Source organism: Streptomyces sp. NBC_00557 (assembly GCF_036345995.1).
Taxonomy (GTDB): domain Bacteria; phylum Actinomycetota; class Actinomycetes; order Streptomycetales; family Streptomycetaceae; genus Streptomyces.
The window spans coordinates 2,318,904-2,336,472 of sequence record NZ_CP107796.1 but is presented as its reverse complement, the minus strand read 5'-3'; the positions used below and the strand labels follow the sequence as shown (position 1 = coordinate 2,336,472).

The window sequence follows — 17,569 nt, the reverse complement described above, 5'->3', positions numbered from 1 at the left end:
GTGGAGCACGCAAGCCAAGCACACCTCCAACGCGGAAGGGCCGGGACTCACCTATGACTTCCACCCACGCCTTCTGGCTCGCCGGCCGCCAGGTCACCGGCGAGGACACCTTCGACGTCACCTCCCCGTGGGACGGCCGGCTCGTCGGCACGGTCAGCGTGCCGTCCGACGCCCAGGTCGAGGAGGCCGTGGCCGCCGCGTACGCGGTGCGGGACGAGTTCGCCGCCACCCCGGCGCACGTGCGCGCCGCCGCCCTGGACCACGTCAGCAAGCGGCTGGCCGAGCGCGCCGAGGAGATCGCCCAGCTGATCTCCGCCGAGAACGGCAAGCCCGTCAAGTGGGCCCGCGGTGAGGTCGGCCGCGCCGTCTCGGTGTTCCGGTTCGCCGCCGAGGAGGCCCGGCGGTTCAACGGCGGCGAGGCCCAGCGCCTCGACACCGACGCCGGCGGCCAGGGCCGGCTGGCCCTCACCCGGCGCTTCCCGAAGGGCGTCGTGCTCGGCATCGCGCCGTTCAACTTCCCGCTGAACCTGTGCGCCCACAAGGTCGCCCCGGCGATCGCCGTCGGCGCGCCGATCATCCTCAAGCCGGCGCCCGCCACCCCGCTGTCCGGCCTGATCCTCGGCGAGCTGCTGGCCGAGACCGAGCTGCCGGCCGGCTCCTGGAGCGTCCTGCCGGTACCGAACGACCGCATGCCCGCCCTGGTCCAGGACGAGCGGCTGCCGGTGATCTCCTTCACCGGCTCCGACAAGGTCGGTTACGCGATCATGGACTCGGTGCCGCGCAAGCACTGCACCCTGGAGCTGGGCGGCAACGGCGCCGCGGTCGTCCTCGCCGACTACGCGAGCGACGAGGACCTGGACTGGGCCGCGACCCGCATCGCGACCTTCTCCAACTACCAGGGCGGCCAGTCCTGCATCTCCGTGCAGCGCGTGATCGCCGACGCCTCGGTGTACGACCGCCTGCTGCCGCGCATCGTCGCCGCCGTCGAGGCCCAGGTCACCGGCGACCCGTCCGACCCCAAGACCGATGTCGGCCCGCTGGTCAGCGAGGACGCCGCCAAGCGCGTGGAGTCCTGGGTGAAGGAGGCCGTCGAGGCCGGCGCCACGCTGCTCACCGGCGGCGACCGCGACGGCGCCTCCTACGCGCCGACCGTCCTCACCGACGTACCGGCGCACGTGACGCTCGCCTGCGAGGAGGTCTTCGGGCCGGTCCTCACCGTGCAGAAGGTGAACGGCGAGGCCGAGGCGTTCGCCGCCGTCAACGACTCCAAGTACGGCCTCCAGGCAGGCGTGTTCACCCACGACCTGCAGGTCGCCTTCCGCGCCCACCGCGCCCTCGAGGTCGGCGGCGTGGTGATCGGCGACGTCCCGTCCTACCGCGCCGACCAGATGCCGTACGGCGGCGCCAAGCAGTCCGGCGTGGGCCGCGAAGGCGTGCGGTTCGCGATGGAGGACTACACCTACGAGCGCGTGCTGGTTCTCACCGGTCTCGCGCTCTGACCTGCCACGGACAGGTCGGACGGAACGGCCGCAGCCCACTGTGCGGGGGCTGCGGCCGTTTCTGTTTCCAGCGGCATGACCGGCAAGGAGGCCCGAACTCCGGCCGGCATGCGCAGAACTGCACAACTCGGCCGCTACCAGATGCCGTTCCGGGACCCCGGCGACGCCGAATTCATGCAAATCGCGCCCTCTTGAGGCCGGGGCGATTCAGGGCGGAAGCCCCGGGCGATGTGATCCCACAGCGTTTGACAGACCCTGCAGAGTGGCGCGTACTGGAAGAAAGGCCAGGACGAACAGCGAACAGAGCCCGGGCTCCCGACAGCCATGGGTGCTGTGCAGCGGTGGCGACAGGGCGCGCTGCTCAGGGCCTCCGTCCTCGGATTCGGTGCCCTTCGCGGCCATGTGGAACCTCTCGCACCACCCTGCACGTCGAACGAAGCTGCTGTACCAGCGGCGACCGCTCCGGGAAACGGAGCATGCAGGCTCGGGCCGAGGGGGCCCTCATCATGAAGTTGAAGCCGAAATTGGCCAGCGTCCAAACGTGGGAAGACGATCCCGGTGAACCTCCGATCGGACGCACTCCGATCCAACGGCCGACGCCCGAAGTGAGCCATCCGTCTCTGCCTGTCTCCGTTGCCGGCGAACCGCCGGCGGAGAGCGGGGACTATCCGGGCAGCGCGGAGTTCCGTTACTGGGCGGCGGCGGACGCGATGAGCCGAGCCTCCAATTTCTGGGGGCCGCTGATGCCGGCGAACACCACCTGGAACGGCAGCGTCGGGCAGGTTCTGACGGCGCAGCTTGATTCTGGTGACGATCTCAACGCCTACTACGACAGGAGCGGTCTTTGTTTCTTCAGGCACACTGTCGCGGGCGTGACCGTGCACTCCGGAGAGAGCCCGGACGTGGTGTGCCACGAGGCGGGCCATGCCGTCCTCGATGCTCTCCGGCCGCAGTTCTGGGGGGTGTTGAGCGCGGAGGTCGGTGCGTTCCACGAGTCGTTCGGGGACATGAGCGCCATCTTGTCGTCGCTGGGCGTGGGCGCCGTCGCGGACGAGGTGCTGACCGAGACACAGGGCAATCCGGCGCGTTCCTCCCGGCTGTCGCGGCTGGCCGAGCAGTTGGGGTGGGCGATCCGGCAGATCGATCCGAGCGCCGTCGACCGTGACTGCCTGCGCAACGCGGCCAACAACTTCTTCTACCGCGATCCGGTGACGCTCCGCCCCAGCGAGCCGGCGAGCCAGTTGTCGAGCGAAGTGCACTCGTTCTCGAGGGTGTTCACGGGAGCGTTCCTCGACGCCGTGGCTGGGATCTTCTACCAGCAGCCGGCGCGTGACGGCGATGCGCTCGTCCAGGCCGGGCAGATCATGGGCAGGCTGCTGGTGGCGGCCCTTCTCGCCACTCCCACGGTGCCCGCCCTGTACGCGCAGGTCGCCGCGCACATGCTCGCCGCCGACAAGGCTCTCTACGACGGCAGGTACGGCCCGGCGCTGCGTTCGGCGTTCGTCCGCCACGGCATCCTGTCGCCTTCGGAGGCCGTTGCCGCCGACCAAGCGGCGCCACAGCACCTCGCGGCGATCACCGGTGTGGTTCCTGAACCCGGCGCGGATCTGGGCACCGTCACCGTGCCCGCCGAACGATACGGCCTCACCGAGCCCTTCACCGCGTCCGCTCCCTCGGAGCAACCGCGATTCGCCGTCGCCGGCGCCGACCCGGCCATCGGCTCGCTGACCCCGGCGGACCCGGCGAAGGCCGCGGAGACCTTCATCGAGGACCTCTTCCGGCAGGGCCGCATCGCCGTCGCCGACGAGTTCCTCACCACGAGCGCCGCCGTGGTCGACGGCACGAGGACACGGACCCACCAGGTCACCCGTCAGGATTCCGGCGGCCTGGTACTGGACCGGCTTCTCTTCCTCTGACCGCGGCTGTCCGGCACGTGCCATGAGTACGGAACAGCACGACGAGCCCCCGCCTGCCACCGAGGGGGAGCATGCGAGGCAGGCGGAGGAGCGCTTCATCGACGACCTCATCGCCCGCGGTGAAGCCGTACCCGAGGGCGAGGACATCCCGCCTGGGGCCACGCACGTCATCGTCCATGACCAGAGTGGCAGACGCACCGTGCGTCGTGTCCGCTTCTCCGGTCACCACCAGGCACCCAGAGAGGAGTGACATCCGGTCCGGCACCCCGGCACCAGGCGCTGGAGGCACCGCGGCGCCGGCGCCGGTGTGCGGTGGCGGCCGGACGGGTGAAGACTGAAGGCGGGCGAGGACGTATCCGCCCGTGACCCGCATGCGAGGCGGCCATGACCACCATCGACGAAGCCGCTGCCGGCAGTCTGCGCGAGGCGCTGCGGGGGTCGTTGATCACACCGCAGGACCCCGGCTATGACGAGGCGCGCAGCATCTACAACGCCATGATCGACCGTCGGCCGGCCGCCTTCGCGCAGTGCGTGGACGTGGCGGACGTGCAAACGGCGGTCTCCTTCGCCCGGGACAACGGCGTCGAGCTGGCGGTGCGCGGCGGCGGCCACAGTGGCCCGGGGCTGTGCCTGGTCGACGACGCGCTCGTACTCGACCTCTCGCCGATGGGCTGGGTCAGGGTGGACCCGGAGACGGACACCGCCCAGGTGGGCGGGGGCAGCCGGATCGGTGACCTCGACCATGCCACACACGCCGTCGGACGTGCCGTTCCGGCCGGGATCGTGTCCACCACGGGCGTCGGCGGCCTCACCCTGGGCGGCGGCCACGGCCACCTGACCCGCAGATACGGCCTGACGATCGACAGCCTGCTCGCGGCCGACGTCGTCCTCGCCGACGGCAGCTATGTCACCGCGTCGCCGGAGAACCATCCCGACCTGTTCTGGGCGCTGCGCGGCGGGGGAGGCAACTTCGGTGTGGTGACGTCGTTCGCCTTCCGGCTGCACCCGGCCTCCACGGTCGGTGTCGGGATGACGCTGTGGCCGCTCGACCGCATCCCCGAGGTGCTGCGCTGGTACCGGGAGTTCCTGCCGGGTGCGCCGGAGAGCCTCAGCGGGTTCTTCGCCGTACTGACCGTGCCGCCCGGCCCGCCCTTCCCGGAGCCGATCCACGGGCGGAAGATGTGCGGGGTCGTGTGGTGCCACACGGGAGACCCGGCCGACGACCGGCTGGCGAAGGCGCTCGAGCCGGCGAACGAACCGGCGCCGCCGGCCTTCCACTTCGCCACCCCGATGCCCTACCCCGCACTCCAGGCCATGTTCGACGGGCTGATGCCCGAAGGTCTGCAGTGGTACTGGCGCGGAGACTTCTTCGACGGCATCCCCGACGCCGCGATCGACGTGCACCGGACGTACGCGGAGAATCTCCCGACCCCCCTGTCGACCATGCACCTGTACCCGGTGGACGGGGCGGCCCGCCAGGTCGGTGCCGACGACACGGCCTGGGCCTACCGTGACGCGATCTGGTCCGGCGTGGTCGCCGGCATCGACCCCGACCCGGCCAACGCCGAGGCGATCCGCCAGTGGTGCGTCGACTACTGGACCGACCTGCACCCGCACTCCATGGGCGGCGGTTACGTCAACTTCATGGGGTCCGCGGAGAGCCAGGACCGGGTCCGGGCCACCTACCGGGGCCACTACGACCGCCTGGCCTCCGTCAAGCACGCGTACGACCCGGACAACCTCTTCCGCGCCAACCAGAACATCTCTCCGGCGCCCGGAAAGGCGATCTGACCGGTCACCGCGGTCGCTTCGACGGTGAAGGGGAACTGCGTCGCGTGCTCAAGGCCGTGACGCCGGAACGGGCTGTCCTGCGGCCGTTTCTCGTTCCCCTCATTTCTCCTGCCGGGTAAAGGATTTGATATCGGCTGCTCAAGAGTGCACCCCTGCGTCTTGTTCTGTCCATGACTCACCCGATGGGATGCGCCTGACCACTTCGTCCGGCTCAGGACGTATCGGATCTGTCAGGGGAACACATGCACATAGCCCGTACCGGGCGCGGCGTCGCGGCGTCCGCAGCCACCGCCGCGCTCGTCGCCGCCGCACTGGCGGCTACCTCCCAGGCCGGCGCCACCGCCGCCGCGCCCGCCGGCGTACCGCACACCTTCGCGCAGCCGGCCGTCAAGGGGCACACCCTCGTCCAGGGCGTGGCCGGCCCGCTGTCCATCGCGCAGTGCCAGGCCAAGTGGCACATCAACTGCTACAACCCGCTGCAGTACCGCACCGCGTACGACCTGAACCCGCTGTACAAGAAGGGCATCACGGGCAAGGGCCGTACGATCGTCATAGTGGACTCCTTCGGGTCCCCGACCGTCCAGCACGACCTGGACGTCTACAGCAAGCAGTTCGGACTGCCCAGCACCAAGGTCAACGTGGTCAAGTGGGGCCACGTCCCGAAGTTCGACCCGAAGAACGCGGACATGACCGGCTGGGCCGGCGAGACCACGCTGGACGTCGAGATGGCCCACGCCGTCGCACCCGGCGCGAAGATCGTCCTGGTGGAGACCGCGGTCTCCGAGACCGAGGGCACCACCGGTCTGCCGGAGATGATGTCCGCGGAGAAGTACCTGATCGACCACGGTGTCGGCGACGTCGTCAGCCAGAGCTTCGGCGCCACCGAGAACACCTTCCCGGGCTTCGACAAGGGCGACTTCTCCAGCATCAAGAAGCTGCGCTACGCCTTCGAGGCCGCGCACCGCAAGCACGTGACGGTGCTCGCGTCCTCCGGTGACGGCGGCGCCACCGACATGAAGCTGGACGGCAAGACGTACTACAACAAGCGCGTCAACTCCTGGCCGTCGTCGGACCCGTTGGTCACCTCCATCGGCGGCACCCAGCTGCACCTGAACGACAAGGGCCAGCGGGTCAAGCCGGACAGCGTCTACAACGACTACGGCGCGAGCGGCGGCGGCCAGTCCCACGTCTTCGCCCGCCCCGGCTTCCAGGACGGCGTGCAGAAGACCGTCGGCACCCGCCGCGGCACCCCGGACATCTCGATGGCCGCCGCGGTCGACGGAGGCGCCTGGGTGTACTCCAGCTACGACCCGAGCGCCACCGGCTGGGACGTCTCCGGCGGCACCAGCGAGGCCAGCCCGCTCTTCGCGGGCATCGTCGCCCTCGCCGACCAGGCGGCCGGCCACCGCCTGGGCACCATCAACACCGCCCTGTACACGCTGCAGAAGCAGAAGAACCCGGGCATCGTCGACGTCAAGGACGGCACCGACAACAGCTACGAGGGCGTCAAGGGCTACAAGGCCGTGAACGGCTACGACATGGCGACGGGCGTGGGCACGCTGGACGCCCTGCGCTTCGTCCCGGCCCTGGCCAAGCAGCCCGTCCACTAGGGGAGACCGCGCAGGCGGGGTACGACTCCGCCCACCGCGCGAAAGGGCCCGGCACCGCTGCCTGACGGTGCCGGGCCTCTCGTGCCGCCGTTCAGGGAGACCTCCAGGACGCCCTCGCCGGCCACCTGTGCCGTCACCTCGCCGATTCCCGTGCCCAAGTCGCAGGCGCGGTAGAGCAGTTCGGCCGCCCTGCCGTGCTCCGGCGTCACCGCGTCGCCCGCCGTCTTCGCTCGGTCCACGATCGCGGCGCCTGGACTGCTCGTCGAAGCCGGCCGCCGCGAGGCCCTGTCGGTCCACCGGGCGCGGCGCCGGGGGAGTGCCGTCGAGGCGCACGGTCGTGCGCGGCCGGATGTCCTCGCTGGACGCCTCCACCAGCAGGTCGTAGGGGCCGCCCTTCAGCCTCGGGCCGCCCCGGGCCACCCCCCGTAACTCCAGCTCGGACAGCGGGACTTCGACAGGAGGAGGTCAGCACTGGCACCGTGTACGGGTGGGCGGCGCGGGCAGCTCCAGGGCCGTACGCCGCCTCCGCCTCCTCCGCGCCCAGCCGGGGCGTGCCGGCTGGCTCAGGGGGCGGCCGGGGCCGGGCCCGAGCTCGCCCGCAGCGTCAGCTCGGGTGCGATCAGCACGACCTCGTCGCTGCCGCGCCCGTCCAGCTTGGCGACCAGATGCTCGACCGCGTACCGGCCCATCTCCTGCGCCGGGATGCCGACCGAGGTCAGCCGCACCGAGGCGTGCACGGCGACCTGGTCCGGGCAGATCGCCACCACGGACACGTCCTCGGGCACCGCCCGGCCCTGCTGGCGCAGCAGCGCGAGCAGCGGCTCCACCGCCGACTCGTTCTGCACCACGAACCCGGTCGTCCCCGGCCGTTCGTCGAGGATCCGGGCCAGGGTCAGGGCCGTCGCGTCGTAACCTCCCTCGCACGGGCGGTGCAGCAGCCGTACGCCGGTCCGCCGGGCCGCCGAGCGCAGCCCGTCCTGGGTGCGCTCGGCGAAACCGGTGTGGCGTTCGTAGACGGCCGGGGCCTCGCCGATGACAGCGATGTCACGGTGACCGAGCCCCGCCAGATGCTCCACGCACAGCGCGCCCGTGGCCCTCCAGTCCAGGTCCACGCAGGTCAGACCGGTGGTGTCGGCGGGCAGACCGATGAGCACCGAGGGCTGGTCGCCCCCCGCCCCCGGCTTCCCCCGGGCCGCGGCGGCGCCGCGGCGCAGCAGCGGCAGCCGCTCGTCCTCCAGTTCGACGTCCATGAGGATCATCGCGTCGGCCAGACCGCTGCCGGTCACCCGGCGCACCGCGTCCGGCCCCTCCTCGCCGGTGAGCAGCAGGACGTCGTAGCCGTGCGTACGGGCCGTGGCGGCCACCGCGATGGCGATCTCCATCATCACCGGCACGTGCATGTCGGTGCGCGGCGGGATCATCAGCGCGATGATGTCCGACCGTTTCCCGGCGAGGGCGCGGGCGCCGGCGTTCGGGTGGTAGCCCAGTTCCCGGATGCTCTGCTCGACCCGCTGCCGGGTGGCCGCGGAGATGGACCGCTTGCCGCTGAGGACATAGCTCACCGTGCTCGCCGAGACTCCGGCGTGCTGGGCTACCTCGGCGAGGGTGACCATCCGGGCTCCAAGCTCTGTGAAGCGCTTCGACTACCGCCACATGACCGTCGGAGGTGGAGTGAGGGTGAGATCGACGCTAATCCCTGGCTGGGTGGGGTGTCCAGAGGGTGTCGAAGCGCTTCGACAGCTTTGTCCTGCGCGTCCGCGGCTCCCGGGCAGCAGGAGTACCTCACCCGCCGGCCGCGCCCGCGGCGGGGCTTTCGGCCGGATGGACGCGCGAGGGGTGGTGAGGTCGGCCCGTTTCGGGTACCAACGATCCAGTAGCACTGGTCGGTAGCGAACGGTCCCTAATCATCCCTCTTCGCGGCGAGGTGAGCCTCATGTCCGCCCCCTCCACCCCACGCACCACCGTCACCGAGCGCGAGGCCCGTCAGGTGGCGGAGGCCGCCCGGCAGCAGGACTGGCACAAGCCCAGCTTCGCCAAGGAGCTGTTCCTCGGGCGCTTCCGGCTCGACCTCATCCACCCCCACCCGCTCCCGGACCCGGACAGCGTCAGCCGCGGCGAGGAGTTCCTCGCCAAGCTGCGCGCGTTCTGCGAGTCCACCATCGACGGCGCCCGCATCGAGCGCGAGGCCCGCATCCCCGACGAGGTCGTCGCCGGCCTGAAGGAACTCGGCGCCCTCGGGATGAAGATCGACCCCAAGTACGGCGGGCTCGGCCTCACCCAGCTGTACTACAACAAGGCGCTCGCCCTGGTCGGCTCCGCGAGCCCCGCCGTCGGCGCGCTGCTCTCCGCGCACCAGTCGATCGGCGTCCCCCAGCCGCTGAAGATGTTCGGCACCCAGGAGCAGAAGGACGCCTTCCTGCCCCGCTGCGCCCGCACCGACATCTCGGCCTTCCTGCTCACCGAGCCGGACGTCGGCTCCGACCCGGCCCGCCTCGCCACCACCGCCGTGCCCGACGGGGACGACTACGTCCTCGACGGAGTGAAACTGTGGACCACCAACGGGGTGGTCGCCGACCTCCTGGTCGTGATGGCCCGGGTGCCGAAGTCCGAGGGGCACAAGGGCGGCATCACCGCGTTCGTCGTAGAGGCGACCAGCGAGGGCATCACCGTCGAGAACCGCAACGCCTTCATGGGCCTGCGCGGCATCGAGAACGGCGTCACCCGCTTCCACCGGGTCCGCGTGCCGGCCGCCAACCGCATCGGCCCCGAGGGCGCCGGCCTGAAGATCGCGCTCACCACGCTCAACACCGGGCGGCTCTCGCTGCCCGCGATGTGCGCGGGCGCCGGCAAGTGGTGCCTGAAGATCGCCCGCGAGTGGTCGGCGGAGCGCGAGCAGTGGGGCAAGCCGGTCGCGCTCCACGAGGCCGTCGGCTCCAAGATCAGCTTCATCGCGGCCACCACCTTCGCCCTGGAGGCCGTCCTCGACCTGTCCTCGCAGATGGCCGACGAGGACCGCAACGACATCCGCATCGAGGCCGCCCTCGCCAAGCTCTACGGCTCCGAGATGGCCTGGAAGATGGCCGACGAACTGGTCCAGATCCGCGGCGGCCGCGGCTACGAGACCGCCGAGTCCCTCAAGGCGCGCGGCGAGCGCGCGGTCCCGGCCGAGCAGATGCTGCGCGACCTGCGCATCAACCGCATCTTCGAGGGTTCCACCGAGATCATGCACCTGCTGATCGCCCGCGAGGCCGTCGATGCCCACCTCTCGGTCGCCGGTGACCTCATCGACCCCGACAAGTCCCTGTCCGACAAGGCCAGGGCGGGCGCCAACGCGGGCGTCTTCTACGCCAAGTGGCTGCCGAAGCTCGTCGCCGGACCGGGTCAGCTGCCCACGTCGTACGGCGAGTTCAAGCACGGCATCGACCTGTCCGGGCATCTGCGCTATGTCGAGCGCACCGCCCGCAAGCTGGCCCGCTCCACCTTCTACGCCATGTCCCGCTGGCAGGGGAGGATGGAGACCAAACAGGGCTTCCTCGGCCGGATCGTGGACATCGGCGCCGAGCTGTTCGCGATGAGCGCGGCCTGCGTCCGGGCCGAGTGGCTGCGCGGCCGGGGCGACCACGGCCGCGAGGCCTACCAGCTGGCCGACGCCTTCTGCCGGCAGGCCCGCATCCGGGTCGACGAGCTCTTCGACCGTCTGTGGACCAACACCGACGACCTGGACCGCAAGGTGGTCAAGGCCGTCCTCGGCGGGGCCTACACCTGGCTGGAGGAGGGCATCCTCGACCCGTCCGGCGACGGCCCGTGGATCGCCGACGCGACCCCCGGACCGTCCGCCCGGGAGAGCGCGCGCCGCCCCTTCGGGGCCTGACGCGCTCTCCCGCCCGTCGACCGGGCGCCTGGGGTCAGCTGCCCCAGGTGCCCTGGTTCACGGCGCAGGTCCAGCCCGAGCCGTGCAGGGTGAACTTCACCTTGTAGCTGTGGGTGTTGAGCAGATGCGTCTGCACCTTCACCCCGAGGCTCGCCTTCTTGTTCAGCGTCCCCGTGTACACGGTCACCGTCTTCGACGTCTTGTGGGTGACCTTGCCGCCCGTGGCCTTTGCCGAGCCGAAGCGGATGTTCTTCACGTCCGTGACGGTGAAGCTGACCTTCTTGAAGGTCTTCGTCGTGCTCTTGTTCTTGATGCCGAAGTACAGGCCCCCGTTGGTCACCCACCCGTGCGAGTCGATGTAGAAGCGGGACGGGTAGACCAGGTCGATCGGGCAGCCGGAACTGGCCGGCGCCTGCGCGGCGGCGAACGCGCCCCCGGCGAGCCCGAGCTGAGCGGCGGTCAGCAGACCGGCCGTGGCCAGGACGGTCGTGGTCGTGCGCATACGGTTCAAGGCGGTGATTCCTCCCCCATTTTTCCGCGCCCGTCGAGCCGGGCGCCTACGGAAGAATGCCATCACCGGAGCCGCGACACGCGGAGTTTCGGCAGGACGTGCACCTGTGCCCGAGGTCCGGGCCTCGTCCCCGCCGCGCAATCATCACTGATGTTTTACAAGCGGACAAACATTCCATTCGGCGGCAAAAACTGTTCACGCACCCGCCCGAGGGACACCCTGTCCCCGCTGTCAGTGGATGCGGCAACAATGGGGGGATGACCGACAGCCCCGCCCATCCGGCACCCCTGGCCGATCCGCACCTCGTCTACGACCCCCTCGCGGCCGACGGCCCCAAGGACGTGGTGATCCTCGGCTCGACCGGGTCCATCGGCACCCAGGCCATCGACCTCGTGCTGCGCAACCCCGGCCGCTTCCGGGTCACCGCCCTGTCCGCGAACGGCGGCCGCACCGCCCTCCTCGCCGAGCAGGCGCACCGGCTGCGGGTGCGCACCGTCGCGGTCGCCCGCGAGGACGCCGTCCCCGCGCTGCGCGAGGCCCTCGCCGCCGCCTACGGCCCCGGCGAGCCGCTCCCCGAGATCCTCGCCGGACCGGACGCGGCCACCCAGGTCGCCGCCTCCGCCTGCCACACCGTGCTGAACGGCATCACCGGGTCCATCGGCCTCGCGCCCACCCTGGCCGCCCTGCAGGCGGGCCGCACCCTCGCGCTCGCCAACAAGGAGTCGCTGATCGTCGGCGGGCCGCTGGTCAAGGAGCTGGCCAAGCCCGGCCAGATCATCCCCGTCGACTCCGAGCACGCGGCGCTCTTCCAGGCGCTGGCCGCGGGGACGCGGGCCGACGTGCGCAAGCTGGTGGTGACGGCCTCCGGCGGCCCCTTCCGCGGCCGGACCAGGGCCGAGCTGGCGGACGTGACCGTCGAGGACGCCCTCGCCCACCCCACCTGGGCGATGGGCCCGGTGATCACGGTCAACTCCGCGACCCTCGTCAACAAGGGCCTGGAGGTCATCGAGGCCCACCTGCTCTACGACATTCCCTTCGACCGCATTGAGGTGGTCGTGCATCCCCAGTCGTATGTCCACTCGATGGTCGAGTTCACCGACGGATCCACGATCGCCCAGGCGACGCCCCCCGACATGCGCGGGCCCATCGCCATCGGTCTGGGCTGGCCCGAACGGGTTCCGGACGCGGCGCCCGCCTTCGACTGGAGCAAGGCCTCCACCTGGGAGTTCTTCCCCCTGGACGACGAGGCCTTCCCGGCGGTGAACCTCGCCCGGCACGTGGGGCGGCTCGCGGGCACGGCCCCGGCGGTGTTCAATGCCGCCAACGAGGAGTGCGTCGCCGCCTTCCTGAACGGCGCGCTGCCCTTCAACGGCATCATGGAGACCGTCACCCGGGTGGTCGAGGAGCACGGCACCCCGGCCACGGGAACTTCCCTCACCGTGTCGGACGTCCTCGAAGCGGAGACCTGGGCCCGCGCCCGGGCCCGTGAACTCACAGCCACGACGGCGACCGCGGAGGCGCGTGCATGACGACCTTGATGTTCATCCTCGGCATACTGGTCTTCGCCGTCGGCCTGCTCGTCTCGATCGCCTGGCACGAGCTGGGGCACCTGTCCACGGCCAAGCTGTTCGGCATCCGGGTGCCGCAGTACATGGTCGGCTTCGGCCCGACCGTCTGGTCGCGGAAGAAGGGCGAGACCGAGTACGGCATCAAGGCCATCCCGCTCGGCGGCTACATCCGCATGATCGGCATGTTCCCGCCCGACGAGAAGGGCCGCGTCTCCGCCCGCTCCACCTCACCGTGGCGCGGCATGATCGAGGACGCCCGCTCGGCCGCCTTCGAGGAACTGCAGCCCGGTGACGAGACGCGCATGTTCTACACGCGCAAGCCGTGGAAGCGCGTCATCGTGATGTTCGCGGGCCCCTTCATGAACCTGATCCTCGCGATCGCCCTGTTCTTCACGGTCCTGATGGGCTTCGGCATCCAGCAGCAGACCACCACGGTCGCCTCGGTCTCGCCCTGCGTCATCGCGCAGAGCGAGCACCGTGACACCTGCAAGAAGTCCGACCCGGCGTCCCCCGCCGAGGCCGCCGGCATCAAGAAGCGCGACAAGATCGTCTCGTTCGCCGGCAAACCCACCAAGGACTGGAACACCCTGTCCGACCTGATCCGCGACAGCGCCGGCAAGACCGTCCCGATCGTCGTCCAGCGCGACGGCAGGCAGCTCACCCTGCACGCCACGATCGCCACCAACCAGGTCGCCAAGAAGGACTCCAGCGGCCAGTACGTCGAGGGCAGGTACGTCAAGGCCGGCTTCCTCGGCTTCAGCGCCGCCACCGGCGTCGTCCACCAGGACTTCGGCCAGTCCGTGACCTGGATGACCGACCGGGTCGGCGACGCCGTCGACTCCCTCGCCGCGCTGCCCGGCAAGATCCCGGCCCTGTGGGACGCGGCCTTCGGCAACGCCCCGCGCCAGCCGGACTCCCCGGTCGGCATCGTCGGCGCGGCCCGCATCACCGGCGACATCGCCACCCTCCACATCCCCGCCTCCCAGCAGGTGGCGATGTTCGTGATGCTGCTCGCCGGCTTCAACCTCTCCCTGTTCCTGTTCAACATGCTCCCGCTGCTCCCGCTCGACGGCGGCCACATCGCGGGCGCCCTGTGGGAGGCACTGCGCCGCAACGTGGCCAGGGTCCTGCGGCGCCCGGACCCGGGCCCGTTCGACGTGGCGAAGCTGATGCCGGTGGCGTACGTGGTGGCGGGGATCTTCGTCTGCTTCACCCTTCTCGTCCTGGTGGCGGACGTCGTTAACCCCGTGAAAATCTCCTAGCCACGCACGGTTCGAGGCGGTCCGGAAGGCTCTGTTCCGGGCCGCCATCCATCGGGTGGGTTCACCGGGTGGGATGTGCTGTCGCGTAGGGCCGTGCCGTAATCTCGAAGCCTGGAGCCCGCCCGACGACGGGACCGGACCTTGATCCACGACTTGGGGTTGCACAGCAGATGACTGCGATTTCTCTCGGCATGCCGTCCGTTCCGACCAAGCTCGCCGAGCGCCGGAAGAGCCGGCAGATCCAGGTCGGAAGCGTGGCGGTCGGCGGGGACGCCCCCGTATCGGTCCAGTCGATGACGACGACCCGTACGTCCGACGTCGGCGCCACCCTCCAGCAGATCGCCGAGCTGACCGCGTCCGGCTGCCAGATCGTCCGCGTCGCCTGCCCGACCCAGGACGACGCCGACGCCCTCGCGACCATCGCCAGGAAGTCGCAGATCCCGGTCATCGCCGACATCCACTTCCAGCCCAAGTACGTCTTCGCCGCCATCGAGGCCGGCTGCGCCGCGGTCCGCGTGAACCCCGGCAACATCAAGCAGTTCGACGACAAGGTCAAGGAGATCGCCAAGGCCGCCAAGGACCACGGCACCCCGATCCGCATCGGCGTCAACGCCGGCTCCCTCGACAAGCGCCTGCTCCAGAAGTACGGCAAGGCGACGCCCGAGGCCCTGGTGGAGTCCGCCCTCTGGGAGGCGTCCCTCTTCGAGGAGCACGACTTCCGGGACATCAAGATCTCCGTCAAGCACAACGACCCGGTCGTCATGATCGAGGCCTACCGCCAGCTCGCCGAGCAGTGCGACTACCCGCTGCACCTGGGCGTGACGGAGGCCGGCCCCGCCTTCCAGGGCACGATCAAGTCGGCGGTCGCCTTCGGCGCGCTCCTGTCCCAGGGCATCGGCGACACGATCCGCGTCTCCCTCTCGGCCCCGCCCGTCGAGGAGGTCAAGGTCGGCCTCCAGATCCTCCAGTCGCTCGGCCTGCGCCAGCGCGGCCTGGAGATCGTCTCCTGCCCGTCCTGCGGCCGTGCCCAGGTCGACGTCTACAAGCTCGCCGAGGAGGTCACCGCGGGCCTCACGGGCATGGAGGTCCCCCTCCGCGTCGCCGTCATGGGCTGCGTCGTCAACGGCCCCGGCGAGGCCCGCGAGGCCGACCTCGGCGTCGCCTCCGGCAACGGCAAGGGCCAGATCTTCGTCAAGGGCGAGGTCATCAAGACCGTCCCCGAGTCCAAGATCGTCGAGACCCTCATCGAGGAGGCCATGAAGCTGGCCGAGCAGATGCAGGACGAGGGCGTGGAGTCGGGCGAGCCGTCGGTGTCCGTGACGGGCTGATCTTCTCCCTCTCGCGAGCCCCGTCACCGCTGGGCGACGGGGCTCAGCCGTACCTCTGCCCAGACGGATTTGCCGGTCCTGTCGCTCGAACAGCATCACAAATCAGCCGATGCAGCGAGTGAGGGGTTGTTCTTCTCGGAAGGAAAGCGGGACAGACGTCACTAGAGGGCAAAGGTGAAGTTGATCGGTTTTTATCAGGAAATGGATCCAGGGTACCGGGAATCCTGGGGTGGCCCGGCGCCTCGGCCTGATTCGGGTGCGGGCACGTACCCGGTAGGGGATGTGGTCGGTTACCTGAAGTCCGGTTACTCCATCCTCGACGTGATGGAATCGACTGTCGACGTCATCGGTGGAAGTTTCCGTGTGCCGGGCGGATCGTCCGTACTCACCGATGGATGTTTCGTGTGGCGCGTGGACCTGTCCTCGTATGTCGGGCGATACCGCATAGACCTTCCGCGGGAATTCCTCGAGACGATCCACGGCTACGGCTACCGCATTCCTCAGGTCACGCACGAAGCGCTGCTCGGCATCTCCGTCGGGGTGAGCCGAGTGCTGGGATTCGGCGCGGGATCTCCCGCGGGCCCTGCATGACGCCGTCACCCGCTGGGCGCGGAAGCCCGGGCTTCCGGCGCAGGAGAGGCCCTCGCCGGAGGTCGTCCCGCTGTGCCGTTCCGACCCGGAAGCGCTTCACGGAATCGGGGTACAGTTCCACGACCAGCAGAACCCCAGGGTGAGGCCCCCGCACGTGTTGACGCAGACGACCTCTCGGGTGCTCGAACCGAGCGACCTTGACGCCGCACTCGCCGTCCTCGACCGCGAGCCGGTCGCGAACGCCTTCGTGACCTCGCGGGTGCAGGTGGCCGGTCTCGACCCGTGGCGGCTCGGCGGCGAGATGTGGGGCTGGTACGAGGACGGCATGCTCACGTCCCTGTGCTACGCCGGCGCCAACCTCGTCCCCGTCTGCGCCACCCCGCGCGCCGTCCGCGCCTTCGCGGACCGGGCCAGGCGAGCCGGCCGCCGCTGCTCCTCCATCGTCGGCCCCGCCGAATCCACCGCCGCGCTGTGGAGCCTGCTCGAACCCCACTGGGGCCCCGCCCGCGAGGTCCGCGCCCACCAGCCCCTGATGGTCACCGACCGCATGCCCGCCGACATCGCCCCGGACCCCTGTGTCCGCCGCGTCCGCAAGGACGAGATGGAGACGATCATGCCGGCGTGCGTGGCGATGTTCACCGAGGAGGTCGGCGTCTCCCCGCTGGCCGGCGACGGCGGGCTGCTGTACCAGGCGCGCGTCGCCGAACTCGTGGGCTCCGGCCGCTCCTTCGCCCGCCTCGACGAGCACGGCAAGGTCGTGTTCAAGGCGGAGATCGGCGCCGCGACGCACCACGCGTGCCAGATCCAGGGCGTGTGGGTGGCCCCCGAGTACCGGGGGAGGGGTCTCGCGGCCCCGGGCATGGCGGCGGTCCTGCAGTACGCGCTCGCGGACGTGGCGCCGGTCGTCAGCCTCTACGTGAACGACTTCAACACCGCGGCCCGCCGAACGTACAGGCGAGTGGGCTTCCAGGAGGTCGGCGCCTTCATGAGCGTCCTGTTCTGAGGCCCCTGTACGCTCCCGGCATGGACCTCGTGATCGGCCCCCTGGACCTCGCAGCCCACGTCGACGAGGCCCTCGCCGTCCAAGCCGTCGCCTTCGGCCTCGGCCCGGACGAGGTCGCCGTACGCCGTCAGATCGTCCAGCGCCACATGCAGTTCCCGGGTGCCCGGGCCCTCGGCGCGACCGCGGGCGGCCGGCTCGTGGGGTTCGTGTACGGCATGCCCAACTCCCGCACCCACTGGTGGTCCACGGTCGTGGAGCCCTACCTCCGCGCCAACGGCAACGACCACTGGCTCGACGACTCCTTCGTGATCACCGAGCTGCACGTCCACCCCGACCACCAGAACCGCGGCATCGGCCGCGCCCTGATCACCACGATCACGGACGGCGCGGCCGAACCCCGCTCGATCCTCTCCGCGATCGACACCGACAGCCCCGCCCGCGGCCTGTACTTCTCCCTCGGCTATGTCGATCTCGCCCGCCAGGTGCACTTCCCGAGCGCGCCCAAGCCGTACGCGGTGATGGGCGCCCACCTGCCCCTGCGCCGCAAGTGAGCTCCGCGCCGGGCAGACCCTGCGCCGCGGGCGAAGCCGGGACGAATACGATTTCCACCGGCGCCGCC

At 70.4% G+C, this 17,569-nt stretch carries 15 protein-coding genes; 12 read left to right on the top strand and 3 right to left on the bottom strand.

The window, feature by feature from the left end:
- Positions 1–53: 53 nt before the first annotated feature.
- The 5 genes from OG956_RS09495 (at position 54) to OG956_RS09475 (ending at position 6,816) form a co-directional block, all read left to right on the top strand.
- Positions 54–1,499 (top strand): aldehyde dehydrogenase family protein, encoded by a 1,446-nt coding sequence (locus tag OG956_RS09495; RefSeq protein WP_330337514.1) that lies wholly within the window; start codon positions 54–56, stop codon positions 1,497–1,499.
- A gap of 506 nt (positions 1,500–2,005) precedes the next feature.
- Positions 2,006–3,415: a hypothetical protein gene (locus OG956_RS09490; protein ID WP_330337513.1), complete on the top strand. Its 1,410-nt coding sequence runs from the start codon at positions 2,006–2,008 to the stop codon at positions 3,413–3,415.
- A 22-nt stretch (positions 3,416–3,437) separates the two neighbouring features.
- Positions 3,438–3,665: a hypothetical protein gene (locus tag OG956_RS09485; RefSeq protein ID WP_330337512.1), complete on the top strand. Its 228-nt coding sequence runs from the start codon at positions 3,438–3,440 to the stop codon at positions 3,663–3,665.
- Positions 3,666–3,799: 134 nt separating this feature from the next.
- A complete protein-coding gene (locus OG956_RS09480) occupies positions 3,800–5,206 on the top strand; it encodes an FAD-binding oxidoreductase (protein ID WP_330337511.1) in 1,407 nt (468 codons plus the stop codon).
- Positions 5,207–5,448: 242 nt separating this feature from the next.
- Entirely contained in the window at positions 5,449–6,816 is a 1,368-nt protein-coding gene (locus tag OG956_RS09475; protein WP_330337510.1) for a S53 family peptidase, read from the top strand.
- Here the strand turns inward: OG956_RS09475 and OG956_RS40220 are convergent.
- Both OG956_RS40220 and OG956_RS09465 read right to left on the bottom strand, forming a co-directional pair.
- Entirely contained in the window at positions 6,813–7,055 is a 243-nt protein-coding gene (locus OG956_RS40220) for a hypothetical protein (RefSeq protein ID WP_443065546.1), read from the bottom strand. The two genes, OG956_RS09475 and OG956_RS40220, sit on opposite strands and share 4 nt — an antisense overlap.
- A gap of 324 nt (positions 7,056–7,379) precedes the next feature.
- On the bottom strand, positions 7,380–8,429 hold the full coding sequence (locus OG956_RS09465; protein WP_330337509.1) for a LacI family DNA-binding transcriptional regulator: 1,050 nt from the start codon (positions 8,427–8,429) through the stop codon (positions 7,380–7,382).
- A 320-nt stretch (positions 8,430–8,749) separates the two neighbouring features.
- Between OG956_RS09465 and OG956_RS09460 the strand changes: the two genes are divergently transcribed.
- Entirely contained in the window at positions 8,750–10,687 is a 1,938-nt protein-coding gene (locus OG956_RS09460; RefSeq protein WP_330337508.1) for an acyl-CoA dehydrogenase family protein, read from the top strand.
- 34 nt (positions 10,688–10,721) lie between these two features.
- Here the strand turns inward: OG956_RS09460 and OG956_RS09455 are convergent, their stop codons facing one another.
- On the bottom strand, positions 10,722–11,189 hold the full coding sequence (locus OG956_RS09455; protein ID WP_330337507.1) for a hypothetical protein: 468 nt from the start codon (positions 11,187–11,189) through the stop codon (positions 10,722–10,724).
- Between the two features lie 266 nt (positions 11,190–11,455).
- On the opposite strand from OG956_RS09455, the gene dxr reads away from it, so the two are divergent.
- The 6 genes from dxr to OG956_RS09425 all read left to right on the top strand — a co-directional run bounded on the left by dxr (position 11,456) and on the right by OG956_RS09425 (position 17,501).
- Complete coding sequence (gene dxr, locus OG956_RS09450; protein ID WP_330337506.1) at positions 11,456–12,727, top strand: 1-deoxy-D-xylulose-5-phosphate reductoisomerase; 1,272 nt, start codon at positions 11,456–11,458, stop codon at positions 12,725–12,727.
- Positions 12,724–14,028, top strand: coding sequence for a M50 family metallopeptidase (locus tag OG956_RS09445; protein WP_330337505.1), 1,305 nt, complete (start codon positions 12,724–12,726; stop codon positions 14,026–14,028). Before dxr ends, OG956_RS09445 begins: the two co-directional genes overlap by 4 nt.
- Before the next feature lie 170 nt (positions 14,029–14,198).
- A complete protein-coding gene (gene ispG, locus OG956_RS09440; RefSeq protein ID WP_330337504.1) occupies positions 14,199–15,356 on the top strand; it encodes a flavodoxin-dependent (E)-4-hydroxy-3-methylbut-2-enyl-diphosphate synthase in 1,158 nt (385 codons plus the stop codon).
- A gap of 174 nt (positions 15,357–15,530) precedes the next feature.
- Positions 15,531–15,947, top strand: a complete 417-nt coding sequence (locus OG956_RS09435) for a hypothetical protein (RefSeq protein ID WP_330337503.1) — start codon at positions 15,531–15,533, stop codon at positions 15,945–15,947.
- 154 nt (positions 15,948–16,101) lie between these two features.
- On the top strand, positions 16,102–16,950 hold the full coding sequence (locus OG956_RS09430) for a GNAT family N-acetyltransferase (RefSeq protein WP_330337502.1): 849 nt from the start codon (positions 16,102–16,104) through the stop codon (positions 16,948–16,950).
- Between the two features lie 20 nt (positions 16,951–16,970).
- Complete coding sequence (locus tag OG956_RS09425) at positions 16,971–17,501, top strand: GNAT family N-acetyltransferase (RefSeq protein WP_330337501.1); 531 nt, start codon at positions 16,971–16,973, stop codon at positions 17,499–17,501.
- The last annotated feature ends 68 nt before the right edge of the window (positions 17,502–17,569 follow it).